The organism is Nocardioides sp. CF8, from assembly GCF_000389985.1.
Lineage (GTDB): Bacteria > Actinomycetota > Actinomycetes > Propionibacteriales > Nocardioidaceae > Nocardioides > Nocardioides allogilvus.
In genome coordinates this window covers 452,046-466,752 of record NZ_CM001852.1, presented here as the reverse complement: position 1 = coordinate 466,752, position 14,707 = coordinate 452,046, and the positions used below count along the sequence as shown (strand labels likewise).

Below are 14,707 nucleotides of genomic sequence, written 5' to 3'. Positions count from 1 at the left end.
ACCTCAGGCTTCTTGGTGGGAGGGGCGGAGGAAGGCGACGACGACCAGGCAGGCGATGGAGATGAACGCGAGCAGGAACGCCACGGAGTAGGCCGTGGTCTGCTCGAAGTTCTGGTACTTCGCCTCGACGATCAGCGTCGCGGTCTGCGTGCGGCCGGTGATGTTTCCCGAGACGATCTTGACCGCCCCGAACTCGCCGAGCGAGCGGGCCAGCGAGAGGACGACGCCATAGATCACGGCCCACTTGATCGAGGGCAGCGTGATCCGCCAGAAGGTCTGGCGGCCGTTGGCGCCGAGGCTGCGGGCGGCCTGTTCCTGGTCGTCGCCGATCTCGCTGAGCACCGGCACGACCTCGCGGATGATCAGCGGCAGCGCCACGAAGCAGGTCGCCATGATCATGCCGGGCGAGTCGTAGATGACCTGCCAGCCGGCCTCCTCGATGCTCGGCCCGAGCCAGCCGGTCCGGCCGCTGAAGACGAGCAGCAGCGCCAGTCCCACCACGACGGGCGAGACCGACAGCGGCAGGTCGATGAGCGCCGACAGCACGCGCTTGCCCGGGAACTCGTAGCGCACGAGCAGCAGGGAGATCGTCACCCCGAAGACGAGGTTGATGACCACGGCCCACGCGGCGACCATCACGGTCAGCTTCAGCGCCGCCACGGTGTGCGGGTCGGTGAAGATGGCGAGGAAGTCGGCCGTGCCGTGCTCGAAGGTGCGTACGGCGACGAGCGAGACCGGCCAGGCCACGAGGAGGAAGACGTAGCCGACGGCGACCAGGCGGAGCAGCCAACGGACGGGAGCGGAGACCCTAACCACGATTGGCCACCCTCCGCTGGACGATGTCGAGCCCGACGATCACGACCAGGGCGACGACCAGCATCACCGAGGCGAGTGCGGCGGCCGACTGCGTGTTGCCGTTCTCGATGAAGGTCAGCACCCGGACCGAGACGACCTCGGTGCGGAAGGGCAGGTTGCCGGAGAGCAGCACCAGCGAGCCGTACTCGCTGATGGCGCGCGCGAAGGACAGGGCGGCCCCGGCGGAGATCGCCGGGGCGAGGCTGGGCAGGATGATGCGCCGCACGATGGTGCCGCGTCCTGCGCCCAGGGAGGCCGCGGCCTCCTCGACGTCGGCGTCGAGCTCCTCGAGCACCGGCTGGACCGTGCGCACGATGAACGGCAGCGTCACGAAGGCGAGCGCCAGCATGACGGCGTGCTCGGTGTTGGCCCACTCGAGGCCCAGCGGGCTCTCCGGCCCGTAGAGCGACAGCAGCACCAGCCCGGCGACGATGGTCGGCAGTGCGAACGGCACGTCGATGATGACGTTGAGCAGCGACTTGCCGACGAACCGGTCGCGGACCAGGACCCAGGCGATGATCGTGCCGACCACGATGTTGATCGCGGTCACGATGGCGGCCTGGCTGACGGTCAGGATGACCGCCGCCCACGTCTGGTCGCTGCGGAGCACCTGGAAGTAGGCGCCCCACCCGCCCTCGGCCGCGGTCACGATGATTGCGACCAGGGGGATGAGGACCAGCAGGCTGAACCAGATCATGGCCACGCCGAGACCGAGCCCGGCTCCGGGTGTGAGGGTGCTGCGCTGGCCGGCGCTGCGACCCCGCCGGGGACGACGTCCGGTGGACGTCTCCCCGACGGTGTCGGCAGGCGGGCCCAGGAGGGCGCTCGTCATCGCTGCTACTCGCCCAGCTTTCCGGTCTCCTGCTGGACCTCGGCCACCAGGCCGAGCGGCTCGCCGTCCTCGCCGTCGGCGAAGAACTTCTCCGCCGCCGCCGGCCAGCCACCGAAGTCGTCAGCCACGGTGAACAGCACCTGGGGCGTCGGGAAGGGGTCGGCCGGGTCGTTGGCGCCCTCCACCTCGCCCGTGACGCCCTCGGTGACGGGGCGGTAGCCGTGCTCGAGGAAGCTGGCCTGCGCCTCGTCGGTGTAGAGGTAGTCGAGGAAGGACTGCGCCTCCGGCTCGGCACCCTCGGTGACGGCGGCCGGGGTCTCGATGAGCAGCGTCTCGTCGGGCACGAGGTAGTCGAGCTCCTGGTCGTTCTGGCGGGCCAGGATGGCCTCGTTCTCGTAGGAGATGAGCACGTCGCCGACACCACTGGTGAAGCTGGTCAGCGCGTCGCGCGCCGAGCCGGGCAGCGCCACGGCGTTGTTGAAGAAGTCGACGAGATACTCGCGGGCCGCCTCCTCGTCACCGCCGTTGGCCTCGAGCGCGTGGCCGTACGCCGCCAGGATGTTCCACCGCGCGCCGCCGGACGAGCCCGGGTTGGGCGAGACGATCTCGACACCCGGCTCGACGATGTCCTCCCAGCCGGTGATGCCGAGCGGGTTGCCCGGACGGGTCACGATCACCACGACCGAGTCGGCCACGATGCCCCGATGCTCCCCGGCGTTCCAGTCCTCGCCCACCAGGCCGGCGTCGACCAGGCGGGTGACGTCGCCCTCGAGCGAGAAGTTGACGTAGTCGGCGGCCTGGCCGCCCTCGACGGCGCGGCTCTGGTCGCCCGACGGGCCGTAGGAGGTGCTGAACTCGACTCCCTCGCCCTCGGGGGTCTCGGCGAAGTCGGCGGTGATCTGCTCGTAGGCCGACTCGGGGGTCGAGTAGGCGACGAGGTCGAGCGACACGCCGCCCTCCGCAGTGGCTCCGTCGGAGCTGGTCGAGCACGCGGTCAACGCCACCAGCGGGACGAGGGACGCGGCAGCCAAGCGACGTGCCTGGTGGGAGGTGAGCAACATGGGTGTCTCTTTCGGTCGCGGCTTGCACCCGAGCGGGTCTGATAAGGGCAGTTACTAACTAATGTCGAGAAGACTACACGACTTAAAGTATGCACTGTCACCCTCCTTGCGCGTGTCCCCCGTCACGCCGAAAGTCCGCGTCCAATGAGCGACTCCCACCCCGATGCCTGATAAGGCCGGACTAGAGTGGATGACCGGGCAAGAAGGTGTTTCTGAAACGCGTTCTACTGAGAAGGAAGCAGGCCGAAGGTGACCCAGCCGACCAAGCAGGTCAAGCAGCTCGACCGCGTCATCATCCGGTTCGCCGGCGACTCGGGTGACGGCATGCAGCTGACCGGTGACCGGTTCACCCAGGAGTCGGCCGTCTTCGGCAACGACCTGATGACGCTGCCCAACTTCCCGGCCGAGATCCGGGCACCCCAGGGCACGCTCCCCGGCGTCTCGTCCTTCCAGGTGCACTTCGCCGACCACGACATCCTCACCGCGGGCGACGCCCCCGACGTGCTCGTCGCGATGAACCCGGCCGGCCTGCGTGCCAACCTCGGCGACCTGCCCAAGGGCGCGACGATCATCGTCGACACCCACGACTTCACGGCGCGCAACCTGGCGAAGGCGGGCTACACCGCCAACCCACTCGAGGGCGACGACCTCTCGGAGTTCGCCGTCCACCCCGTCGACCTGACCGGGATGACGGTCGCGGCGGTCAAGGAGTTCGGGCTCTCCCGCAAGGACGCCGCCCGCGCGAAGAACATGTTCGCCCTCGGCCTGCTGTCGTGGATGTACGGCCGCCCGACCGAGTCGACGACCGCCTTCTTGACCAAGCGGTTCGCGAAGGTCCCCGACATCCGCGATGCCAACATCACGGCCTTCAAGTCCGGCTGGAACTTCGGCGAGACGACCGAGACGTTCATCGTCCGCTACGAGATCAAGCCCGCGCCGATGTCCGCCGGCACCTACCGCAACATCACCGGCAACCTCGCCCTCGCCTACGGTCTGATCGCCGGCGGCGTGCAGTCGGGCCTGCCGGTCTTCCTCGGGTCCTACCCGATCACCCCGGCCTCCGACATCCTCCACGAGCTGAGCAAGCACAAGTCCTTCGGCGTCACCACGTTCCAGGCCGAGGACGAGATCGCCGGTGTGGGTGCCGCCATCGGCGCCTCCTTCGCCGGCAGCCTGGGTGTCACCACGACCTCGGGTCCGGGCGTCGCGCTGAAGTCGGAGGCCATCGGTCTGGCCGTGATGACCGAGCTGCCGCTCCTGGTCGTCGACGTCCAGCGCGGCGGTCCCTCGACCGGCCTGCCGACCAAGACCGAGCAGGCAGACCTGCTGCAGGCGATGTTCGGGCGCAACGGCGAGGCCCCGGTGCCGATCGTCGCCCCGCAGTCACCCGGCGACTGCTTCGACGCAGCCGTCGAGGCCGTCCGGATCGCCATCACCTACCGCACCCCGGTGATGCTGCTCTCCGACGGCTACCTCGCCAACGGCTCCGAGCCGTGGCGGATCCCCGACATCGCCGACCTGCCCGCGATCGACCCTGACTTCGCCACCGAGCTCAACCACGGTGACGGCGAGGACGCGGAGTTCTGGCCCTACGAGCGCGACGCCGAGACGCTCGCACGCCCGTGGGCGATCCCCGGCACGCCCGGCCTCGAGCACCGCATCGGCGGTCTGGAGAAGGGCGACGGGCACGGCAACATCTCCTACGACCCCGGCAACCACGACTTCATGGTCCGCACCCGCCAGGCGAAGGTCGACCGGATCGCCGACTCGCTCCCGCCGCTCGCGGTCGACGACCCCACAGGCGACGCCAAGGTCCTGGTGCTCGGGTGGGGATCGACGTACGGACCCATCGGTGCGGGCGTGCGTCGCGTGCGCAAGGCGGGCTACAAGGTCGCGCAAGCCCACCTGCGCCACCTCAACCCGTTCCCCAACGACCTCGGCGACATCCTCAAGAGCTACGACAAGGTGCTCGTGCCCGAGATGAACCTCGGCCAGCTCTCGCTGCTGCTGCGCGCGAAGTTCCTCGTCGACGTCATCGGCTACAACGAGGTCCGCGGGCTGCCGCTGAAGGCCGCGGTGCTCGCCGACGTCATTGGTGGACTCGTGGCCGAGGCCGAAGGCATCGAGGTCGACCTGACCCCTGCCCCGACGCCCGCCGCGACGCCCGCCGACAAGCCCGCCGACAAGGAGGAGCTGGCATGACCGCCGACAGCACCACTGACCTGGGCCTGCCCGGCCTGCGCTCCGGGACCGAGGGTGTCCCGACCGTGCTCGAGGGCGACCAGCCGCAGACCGGCAAGGACTTCACCTCCGACCAGGAGGTGCGCTGGTGCCCCGGGTGCGGTGACTACGCCGTGCTCAAGGCCGTCCAGGGCTTCCTGCCCGACCTGGGCCTGCGCCGCGAGAACATCGTGTTCGTCTCCGGCATCGGCTGCTCCTCGCGGTTCCCCTACTACCTCGACACCTACGGCATGCACTCGATCCACGGCCGCGCGCCGTCGATCGCCACCGGCATCGCCACGGCCCGCGAGGACCTCTCGGTGTGGGTCGTCACCGGCGACGGTGACGCGCTGTCGATCGGCGGCAACCACCTCATCCACGCCCTGCGGCGCAACGTCAACATGACGATCCTGCTGTTCAACAACCGGATCTACGGCCTGACGAAGGGTCAGTACTCCCCCACCTCCGAGCCGGGCAAGGTCACCAAGTCGACCCCGATGGGTTCGGTCGACCACCCCTTCAACCCGGTCTCGCTGGCGCTGGGGGCCGAGGCCTCCTTCGTCGCCCGCACGATCGACTCCGACCGCAAGCATCTCACCGCGGTGCTGTCGGCGGCCGCTGCCCACCGCGGCACGTCCTTCGTCGAGATCTACCAGAACTGCCCGATCTTCAACGACGGCGCCTTCGACGCCATCAAGAACCCCGACACCAAGGCAGACGCCATCATCCCGCTGGTCCACGGCGAGCAGGTCCGCTTCGGCGCACTGGACGCCGACGGCCGCGGCACCAAGGCGCTCACCCGCGACCGCTCCTCGGGTGGCGTGAAGGTCGTGGAGGTGAGCGAGGTCGACGACGCCGACATCCTCGTGCACGACGCGCACAACGCCGACCCCTCGACGGCCTTCGCAATCTCGCGGCTCACCGACTCCGGCTACCTCAACCAGTCGCCGATCGGCATCTTCCGCCAAGTCGAGCGCCCGACCTACGACGACCAGGCTCGCGCGCAGATCACCACCGCCCAAGCCGCCGCGACCGGCGACCCGACGTCGCGCCTGGCCGAGCTGATCAGCGCCGGCGACACCTGGACCGTCGTCTGACCCGACGAAGCAGCTGACCCGCCCGACGAGTCGTCGGGCGGGTCAGCGTGCCTCCGGGGGCTTGCCCCGCGTTGTTCAGTGCATCAGTTGAAGAACAGGGTCCAGACCTCGCCCTTGGTGGTGCCGTAGCCGTCGGAGGCCTTCACCTTGACACGCCACTTCCAGCGGCCGTCCTGGGGAGCGTAGATCTTGGTCCGGAACTTGCCGTCGTCGTTGGTCTTGACCTTCTTGACGGTCCTCCAGTTGCAGCCCTTGGCGCACGCCTTCTTCTGCAGGTGCACCTTCCGCTCGGCGTAGGGCAGCTCGGTGCCGTCCGCCTGGGGCTCGAGGACCTTGCCCTTGAGCAGGAAGGTGTCGAAGTTGAGCTGGTGCTCGCCCGGCGGCTGCTCGACGATCGTGCGCTTCGGCAGGGCCTGGTCGGCCTGGGCCGGGGCGACGACGACGGCGCTCAGGCCGAGGAGTGCGGTCAGCAGGCCGACGATGACGGTGCGGATCATCCGCATGGTTCCCCCTTGGGACGTGTGGATCGGACGCGCGGCGTGACGAGCACGCCGGTGGGTGAAGACTTCTGCATGGTAGACGCCGCCCGGCGAGATTCTGTTGTCGATCCCGCGACCTAGACTCGCGGAGTGCCGGACACTCGCCAAGGATTGCTGTTCGGCACCGCCGCCTATGCCCTGTGGGGCCTGTTCCCGCTGTACTGGCCGCTGCTGGAGCCCGCGGGCGCCGTGGAGATCCTCGCCCACCGCATCGTGTGGTCCTCGCTGACGATGACCGTGCTCGTGCTGGTCCTGCGACGCACCCCCACCGTCCTCGCCGCCGTCCGCGACCGCCGGTCGCTGGCGCTGCTGGCGGTCGCCGCCGTGGTGATCTCGGTCAACTGGGCCACCTACATCTACGGCGTGAACAACGGCCGGGTCGTCGAGGCCGCTCTCGGCTACTTCATCAACCCGCTGGTGACCGTGATGATGGGCGTCCTCGTGCTGGGCGAGGGACTGCGCCGGCTGCAGTGGATCGCCCTGGGCATCGCCGCGTTCGCGGTCGTCGTGCTGGCGATCGACTACGGCCGCCCGCCCTGGGTCGCACTCGTGCTGGCGTTCTCCTTCGGCACCTACGGGCTCGCGAAGAAGCAGGCCGGCGTCGGTCCTGTCGAGAGCCTCACCGTCGAGACCCTGCTCCTGGCGCCGATCGCGATGTCGTACGTCGCGTGGTTGGTCCTCACCGGCACCTCGACCTTCGGCGGCCACGGAAGCGGGCACGCCCTGCTCTTCACCACGACCGGGATCGTGACGGCCATCCCGCTCATGCTCTTCGGGGCCGCGGCGATCCGGGTGCCGCTGGTCGCGCTGGGGCTGCTGCAATATCTCGCTCCGGTCATCCAGTTCGCGCTGGGCGTCCTGCTCTTCCACGAGGCCATGCCCACCGGCCGCTGGATCGGCTTCGGGCTGGTGTGGGTCGCGCTGGTGATCTTCACCGTCGAGACCCTCAACCACCGCCGGCGCCAGCTCCGGATGGTGGCTGAGGCCTCCGCGGTCTGAGGCCCCAGCCACCCGGGGGTAGGTCAGTGCTGCTGGGTCAGAGCTGCTGGGTCCCGTCGTCGCGCCGAGCGCCGTACGCCGGGTCGAAGCTCGAGGTGGCGCCGGTCGTGCCGGTCGTCCTCGTGCCGGTCGTGCCGCTCGGCGAGGCGCTGGACGCCATCTGGCGTGCCTGCGTCTTGGCGCTGGGGGCGTTGGCGATCTCCTGCTTGAGCCGCGGCGCCTCCTGCTCGGCCTTGTTGAGGTAGCCCTCCCAGCGCTGCTGCATGGGCTTGATCAGGCCGCCGCCGACGCCGACGACGATCACGCCGGCCACCGTGGCGAGGATGGCGATGAGCACCGGGGTGGTCACCGTGGTCGCGACACCGACCTGGTTGAGCGCGGCCACGACACCGAGGAACAGGATGAAGATCGAGGCCGCATTGGCCAGCGCCTTGCCGTAGGACAAGGAGCCGAGCGTGCCCTCGACCATGCTCTTGACCGCCGCCGCGATGGCCGAGGCGACCACGACGATGACGATGGCGACGATCAGGCTGGGCAGGAAGGTGATGACCTGGGTGATCAGGTCACTGATGGGGTTGGGCCCGAAGACGCCGAACGCCAGCTGCAGGACGAAGAGCATCAGCGTGTAGTAGACGAGCTTGGCGAGGATGTCACTGGCGTCCATCTTGGAGTTGGCCAGCGCCTTCTGGACGCCTCCACGCTCCACGGCCCGGTCGAAGCCGATCCGCTCGAGAAGTGCGTTGATCGCCTTGCCGATGGCCTTGGCGATGATCATCCCGATGATCAGGATGACCAGGAACAGAACCAGCTTGGGCAAGAACTCCGCGATCGTGCTCAATCCGTCCCGGAGGCTGTCCTCGAGATTTTGTCGCATGCGTCTCGTCCTTCCTCTGCATACCGAGATCGCCAGTCAGACTGGCTGTACCCCCCGACGCAACCACACATCAAGACAGCCCTCATCACCCCTAGGAGGGGGATCACGGGTGCGCGTTCCGAGCCGGTCGTGGGCCGGTCGTGGGCCGGTCCGGGGCCGGTCGATCAGGCGGAGCGCGTGGCGACGATGTCGGCGAAGGACTCGAGGGCGGTGCGGACCGACCCGGGCTCCAGGACGCCGAGCAGCGCCTTGGCCGTCTCGGCCTGGGCCACGACGTAGGCGCGGGCCTCGCCCATGGCGGGGTGCTTGCGCAGCAGGTCGAGCGTCTCGGCGTGCAGCTGGTCGTCGGTGAGGTCGGCGTCGAGGAGCTCGAGCAGCCGCGCATCGGCCGGGTCGGTCGAGGCTCGCGCCATCAGCACCGGCAGCGTGGGCACGCCCTCGCGCAGGTCGGTGCCGGGGGTCTTGCCGGACTCGTCGGACTCGGAGGCGATGTCGAGGATGTCGTCGGAGAGCTGGAAGGCGGAGCCGACGATCTCGCCGTACGCCCGCAGCGCCTCGACCACCTCGGGCGTCGAGCCACCGAACATCGCGCCGTAGTGGGCGGAGGTGGCGATCAGCGAGCCGGTCTTCCCGGCCACGACCTCGAGGTAGTGGGCCAGCGGGTCCTCGTCGGGCTCCGGCTGGACGGTCTCGAGGATCTGGCCCTCGACGAGGCGGGTGAAGGTCTTGGCCTGGATGCGGACCGCGTCGGGGCCGAGGTCGGCAGTGAGCTCCGAGGACCGGCCGAAGAGGAAGTCCCCGGTCAGGATCGCGACGTGGTTGTCCCACCGGGCGTTGGCCGTGTCGGCACCGCGTCGCAGGTCGGCCTCGTCCATCACGTCGTCGTGGTAGAGCGAGGCGACGTGCGTCAGCTCCACGACGCACGCGGCGGTCAGGACCTCCTCGGCATCCGGCGTCGGTCCGGTCTCGGCGGCGAGCAGCACCAGCAACGGCCGGAAGCGCTTGCCACCGGCTGCCATCAGGTGCGCGGCCGCCTGGGAGACATAGGCCGTGCGGCCCTGGCAATGGCCGGCGAGCATCTCCTCGACCTTGACCAGGCGCTCGGCAAGGCGCTGCGCGAGCTCCGCGTCGTCGACGGGGAGCGCCAGAGACGAGCTTGACGAGGTGGTCACCTGAGGAATTGTCCCGCAAGGCCCGCGAGGTCGAGCAACGGCCCCGGCAAGACACCCAGCATCAGCGTCGCAGCGACCGCGAAGGCGATGGCCGTGGCGGTCAGCACGGACGGGTAGACGACGCTGGGACCGTCCCCGACGGGCTCGTCGAAGTACATCGCCTTGATCACCCGGATGTAGAAGAACGCGGCGATGATGCTGGCCAGGATGCCGACCACCACGACCGGCCAGGCCCCCGCTGCGAGGGCCACCGAGAAGACCGCGATCTTGCCGACGAAGCCGGAGGTGAGCGGGATGCCCGCCATGGCGAGCAGGAAGAACGCGAACACGCCGGCCACGACCGGCGACTCCTTGCCCAGGCCGGCCCAGCGGTCCAGGGACGTCACCTCGCCGCCGGAGTCGCGCACCAGGCTGACCACCGCGAAGGCACCGAGGACGACCAGGCCGTAGGTCGCGAGGTAGAACAGCACCGACTGCAGCGAGCTCACCTCGCCGACAGCCAGGTCACCGGTGGCCTGGACGCCGAGGACGCCGGTCAGGATGAAGCCGGTGTGGGCCACCGAGGAGTAGGCCAGCATCCGCTTCACGTCGCTCTGCGTGATGGCGACGATGGCTCCGAGCAGCATGCTCAAGATCGCGATCACCCACAGCATCGGCTGCCACGACCAGCGGTCGGCGCCGAAGGCGACGTAGAACAGGCGCATCAGCGCACCGAAGGCGGCCACCTTGGTGCCGGCGGACATGAAGGCCGTGACCGGGGTCGGGGCTCCCTGGTAGACGTCGGGCGTCCACGCCTGGAACGGAGCGGCGCCCACCTTGAACAGCAGGCCGACCGTCAGCAGTCCCATGCCGATCAGCAGCAGCGCGGAGTTGCCCGCGTCGTTGCGGACCGACTCGTTGATGTCGGCGAAGTCCATCGAGCCGGCGTAGCCGTAGACCAGCGCGGCGCCGTACAGGAAGAAGCCGGAGGAGAAGGCACCCAGCAGGAAGTACTTGAGGGCGGCCTCCTGGCTGAGCAGGCGACGGCGACGTGCGAGGCCGCAGAGGAGGTAGAGCGGCAGCGAGAGGATCTCGAGGGCCACGAACATCGTCAGCAGGTCGTTGGCAGCCGGGAACAGCAGCATGCCGAAGACGGCGAACATCAGCAGCGGGTAGACCTCGGTGTGGTCCAGCCCCCGGGTGGAGGCCTCGCGCTCGGCCTCGGAGCCGGGCAGGGCCGCGGCCTGGCCGGAGAAGGCGGACACTCCCCCGTCGAGGTGCCGCTCGGCGAAGAGCATCACGCCTGCGACGGAGAGCACGAGGATCAGGCCCCACAGGAACAGCGTGGGTCCGTCGACCGCGATGGTGCCGCCGACGGCGAGGATGCCGCGGGCGGCGCCGTCGGCATAGACCTCGCTGTCACGCGCGATCAGCACGACGCTGACGGTGGCGGCGGCGAGGCCGCCCAGAGAGAGCAGGACCTGCGCGCCGTAGCGGGCAGCGCGGGGGGCGAACGCCTCCACGACCACACCCAGGCAGGCGGCCCCGAAGACGACCAGGAGCGGGAACAGCTCGAAGTAGTCGATCGTGGGCTTGACGAAGTCGGTCACGGGTGGCCTCCGGTCACGCTCGGCGGGGCGTCAGTGACACCGACGTTGCTCATGATGTCGGTGACATGTGGATTGATGACGTCGAGGAGCGGCATCGGGAAGAAGCCGAACAGGACGAGTGCGAGCACCAGCGGGGTGAGCGTGCCGACCTCGCGGGCGTCGAGGTCGGGCATGACCTCCACGCGGTCGAAACCGGACGGGCCGGTCATGGTGCGCTGGTAGGCCCAGAGCACGTAGATCGCGGCCAGCACGATCGCGGTCACCGCGATCGCGCCCGCCCACCAGGCGTGCTCGAAGGCCGCGATGATGACCAGCATCTCGGAGACGAACGGCGAGAGGCCGGGCAGCCCGCAGGTCGCGAGGCCCGCGATCAGGAAGGTGCCGGCGAGGACCGGGGCGACCTTCTCGACGCCACCACCCATCGCCTTGATCGAGGCGGTGCCGCGGCGACGGATGAGGTAGCCGGCGACCAGGAACAGCGCGGCGGTGCCGACGCCGTGGTTGACCATGTAGAGGATCGAGCCGGAGATGCCCTGGCTGTTGAAGACGAAGATGCCGAGCACGATGAAGCCGAAGTGCGACAGCGACGTCAGGCCGATCAGGCGCAGCAGGTCGTCCTGGCCGATGGCCACCAGGGCGCCGTACACGATCGAGATCAGCGCGAGCGCGACCACGAGCGGGGTGGCCCACTGCGAGGCGTCGGGCAGCAGCCCGAGGCAGAAGCGCAGCATCCCGAAGGTGCCGATCTTGTCGAGCACGCAGATCAGCAGCACGGACGTGCCGGTGGTGGCCTTCTCGGTGGTGTCGGCCAGCCAGGTGTGCACCGGGAACAGCGGCGCCTTGATCGCGAAGGCGACGAAGAAGCCGACGAACAGCCAGCGCTGGGTGATCGGGTCGATGTCGAGGGCCGCGAGGTCGGAGATCAGGAACGACGGGTTGCCGCTGTTGGCCGACACGACGTAGAGCCCGATCACCGAGGCGAGCATGACCAGGCCGCCGGCGAGCTGGTAGATGAGGAACTTCATCGCCGCGCGGCCACGACCCGAGCGGCCGAAGCCGCCGATGAGGAAGTAGGCCGGGATGAGGGTGGCCTCGAAGACGACGTAGAAGAGGAACACGTCGGTGGCCGTGAAGACCGCCAGCGACATCGCCTCGAGCGCGAGCACCCAGGCCACGAAGTTCCGGCTGCCGCCGTTGCCCTCCTCGTCGGCCTCGTGCCACGAGGCGACCAGGACGATCGGCACGAGGGCGACCGTCAGCAGCACCATCACCAGGCCCAGGCCGTCGACGCCGAGCGCGTAGTGCACGCCCAGCGCCTCGATCCACGCGTGCGTCTCGGTCAGCTGCATGCCGCCGTCGAGGTCGTACGCCGACAGCGCGGCGATCGCAGCCCACAGCAGCGCGGCTCCGGCGAAGGCGACGCCGGCGAGCCGGGCTGTCGCGGCCGGGAGGAAGGCCGTCACGATCGCGCCCACGAGGGGGATCGCGATCAGCACGGAGAGAACAGGGAGATCACTCATGCGAGGTTCACCGCCAGGAGGGCCAGGACGACGAGCAGTGCGCCGCCGAGCAGGGAGAGGGCATAGGAGCGCACGAAGCCGTTCTGGACGCGGCGCAGGGCACCGGACACGGCACCGACACCGAGCGAGCCGCCCTCGACGACCCCGTCGACACCGACGCGGTCGAACGAGGTGAGACCGGAGACCAGGGCCCTGCCCGGGGCCACGACGACGCCCTCGTTGATCGCATCGCCGTACAGGTCGGCACGAGCGGCGCGGGTGGCGAAGGAGACCTCGGTGGGAGCCACGCGGGGGATCTCGCGCTTGCCGACCAGGAACCAGGCGGCAGCGACGCCGATGGCGACGACGGCCACGACCATGAGCGTGATCACGATCGCCGGCAGCGGCGGCTCGTGGTGCTCGGCGACGCCGGTGACCGGGGCGAGGAACTCCACGACGAAGTCACCGAGGAGCAGCACGCCACCCAGGACCGAGAGCGCAGCCAGCACGATCAGCGGCACCGTCATCACGTGGGGCGACTCGTGGGGGTGGGCGTCCTTGTCCCAGCGGGAGGTGTCGCCGAAGAAGGTCATCAGCATCAGGCGGGTCATGTAGAAGCCGGTGATGCCGGCACCGAGCAGCGCGCAGAGACCGATGATCCAGTTCTCCGCGAGCGCGGTCTCGATGATCTTGTCCTTGGAGAAGAAGCCGGAGAAGCCGGGGAACCCGATGATCGCGAGGTAGCCCATGGCGAAGGTCAAGAACGTGACCGGCATGTAGTTGCGCAGCCCGCCGTAGTGACGCATGTCGACGTCGTCGTTCATCCCGTGCATCACCGAGCCGGCGCCGAGGAACATGTTGGCCTTGAAGAAGCCGTGGGTGAGCAGGTGGAAGATGGCGAACGGGTAGCCGGCGACACCGAGACCGGCGGCGAGCATCATGTAGCCGATCTGGCTCATCGTCGAGCCGGCCAGCGCCTTCTTGATGTCGTCCTTGGCACAGCCGAGGATCGCACCCCACAGCAGCGTGACCGTGGCGACGATGACCACGACGGTCTGCGCGACCGGCGTCAGCTCGTAGATGAAGTTGGAGCGCACGACGAGGTAGACACCGGCGGTGACCATGGTCGCCGCGTGGATCAGGGCCGAGACCGGGGTCGGGCCCTCCATCGCGTCGAGCAGCCACGCCTGCAGCGGCACCTGGGCGGACTTGCCACACGCACCGAGCAGGAGCAGCAGGCCGAGCGCGTTGAGGGTGGCCTGCGAGGCACCGGAGGCCTGCTCGCTGATGGCCGCGAAGTCGGTGGTGCCGAAGGTCGTGAACATCAGCGCGATCGCGAGCGAGAGACCGATGTCGCCGACGCGGTTGATGACGAAGGCCTTCTTCGCGGCGGCGGCGGCGGAGTGCTTGTGCTGCCAGAAGCCGATCAGGAGGTAGGACGCCAGGCCGACGCCCTCCCAGCCGAGGAAGACGACGAGGTAGTTGGCGCCGAGGACCAGCACCAGCATCGCGGCGACGAAGAGGTTGAGGTAGCCGAAGAAGCGGCGGCGCCGGTCGTCGTGCTCCATGTAGCCGATGGAGTAGACGTGGATCAGGGAGCCGACGCCGGTGATCAGCAGCAGGAACAGCGCGGAGAGCGGGTCGTAGAGCAGGTCCATGCCGACGTCGAGGCCGCCGACCTGGAACCAGGTGAAGAGGTGCTGGCCGATCTGCCGCTCCTCCTCGCCGCGCCCCAGCAGGGCGATGAACAGGATGAGGCTCAGCACGAAGGAGCCGGCGGCACTCGCCGTACCGATCCAGTGGCCGACCTTGTCCAGGGCGCCCTTCGCGACGGCACCACCGAGCAGCAGCACCGCAGCGCCCGCGAGGGGCAGCGCGATGATCAGCCACAGCCAGGTGAACACACCCTCGGCGGCCACAGGGTGCACGACCGGGATCTCGGAGGCAGCCTCGGAGGAGGCAAGCAGGAT

General features: G+C 69.1%; 12 protein-coding genes. 3 read left to right on the top strand and 9 right to left on the bottom strand.

Annotated features, from left to right (window positions below):
- Positions 1 to 3: 3 nt before the first annotated feature.
- The 3 genes from CF8_RS02240 to CF8_RS02230 are packed head-to-tail and all read right to left on the bottom strand — an operon-like array spanning position 4 to position 2,748.
- A complete protein-coding gene (locus CF8_RS02240) occupies positions 4 to 816 on the bottom strand; it encodes a sulfate ABC transporter permease (RefSeq protein ID WP_010831516.1) in 813 nt (270 codons plus the stop codon).
- Positions 809 to 1,687, bottom strand: a complete 879-nt coding sequence (gene cysT, locus CF8_RS02235; RefSeq protein WP_010831515.1) for a sulfate ABC transporter permease subunit CysT — start codon at positions 1,685 to 1,687, stop codon at positions 809 to 811. The genes CF8_RS02240 and cysT overlap by 8 nt, the downstream gene beginning before the upstream one ends.
- 5 nt (positions 1,688 to 1,692) lie before the next feature.
- Complete coding sequence (locus CF8_RS02230) at positions 1,693 to 2,748, bottom strand: sulfate ABC transporter substrate-binding protein (protein ID WP_010831514.1); 1,056 nt, start codon at positions 2,746 to 2,748, stop codon at positions 1,693 to 1,695.
- A gap of 249 nt (positions 2,749 to 2,997) precedes the next feature.
- Here CF8_RS02230 and CF8_RS02225 point away from each other — a divergent pair, with 249 nt between their 5' ends.
- Entirely contained in the window at positions 2,998 to 4,950 is a 1,953-nt protein-coding gene (locus CF8_RS02225; protein ID WP_010831513.1) for a 2-oxoacid:acceptor oxidoreductase subunit alpha, read from the top strand.
- Positions 4,947 to 6,065, top strand: a complete 1,119-nt coding sequence (locus tag CF8_RS02220) for a 2-oxoacid:ferredoxin oxidoreductase subunit beta (RefSeq protein ID WP_010831512.1) — start codon at positions 4,947 to 4,949, stop codon at positions 6,063 to 6,065. The genes CF8_RS02225 and CF8_RS02220 overlap by 4 nt, the downstream gene beginning before the upstream one ends.
- 83 nt (positions 6,066 to 6,148) lie before the next feature.
- Here CF8_RS02220 and CF8_RS02215 read toward each other — a convergent pair whose 3' ends face one another.
- A complete protein-coding gene (locus CF8_RS02215) occupies positions 6,149 to 6,568 on the bottom strand; it encodes a hypothetical protein (RefSeq protein ID WP_010831511.1) in 420 nt (139 codons plus the stop codon).
- Between the two features lie 126 nt (positions 6,569 to 6,694).
- Between CF8_RS02215 and rarD the strand changes: the two genes are divergently transcribed.
- Entirely contained in the window at positions 6,695 to 7,603 is a 909-nt protein-coding gene (gene rarD / locus CF8_RS02210) for an EamA family transporter RarD (protein ID WP_036490010.1), read from the top strand.
- A gap of 37 nt (positions 7,604 to 7,640) precedes the next feature.
- Here rarD and CF8_RS02205 read toward each other — a convergent pair whose 3' ends face one another.
- The 5 genes from CF8_RS02205 to nuoL all read right to left on the bottom strand — a co-directional run bounded on the left by CF8_RS02205 (position 7,641) and on the right by nuoL (position 14,665).
- Positions 7,641 to 8,477 (bottom strand): mechanosensitive ion channel family protein, encoded by an 837-nt coding sequence (locus CF8_RS02205; RefSeq protein WP_084622760.1) that lies wholly within the window; start codon positions 8,475 to 8,477, stop codon positions 7,641 to 7,643.
- Positions 8,478 to 8,641: 164 nt separating this feature from the next.
- The gene (locus CF8_RS02200; RefSeq protein ID WP_010831508.1) at positions 8,642 to 9,649 is read right to left on the bottom strand and encodes a polyprenyl synthetase family protein; all 1,008 of its coding nucleotides are present in this window, start codon (positions 9,647 to 9,649) and stop codon (positions 8,642 to 8,644) included.
- Positions 9,646 to 11,238: an NADH-quinone oxidoreductase subunit NuoN gene (gene nuoN / locus CF8_RS02195; protein WP_010831507.1), complete on the bottom strand. Its 1,593-nt coding sequence runs from the start codon at positions 11,236 to 11,238 to the stop codon at positions 9,646 to 9,648. Before nuoN ends, CF8_RS02200 begins: the two co-directional genes overlap by 4 nt.
- A complete protein-coding gene (locus CF8_RS02190; RefSeq protein ID WP_010831506.1) occupies positions 11,235 to 12,758 on the bottom strand; it encodes an NADH-quinone oxidoreductase subunit M in 1,524 nt (507 codons plus the stop codon). The genes nuoN and CF8_RS02190 overlap by 4 nt, the downstream gene beginning before the upstream one ends.
- On the bottom strand, positions 12,755 to 14,665 hold the full coding sequence (gene nuoL, locus CF8_RS02185; RefSeq protein ID WP_408635499.1) for an NADH-quinone oxidoreductase subunit L: 1,911 nt from the start codon (positions 14,663 to 14,665) through the stop codon (positions 12,755 to 12,757). Before nuoL ends, CF8_RS02190 begins: the two co-directional genes overlap by 4 nt.
- Between the last annotated feature and the right edge of the window lie 42 nt (positions 14,666 to 14,707).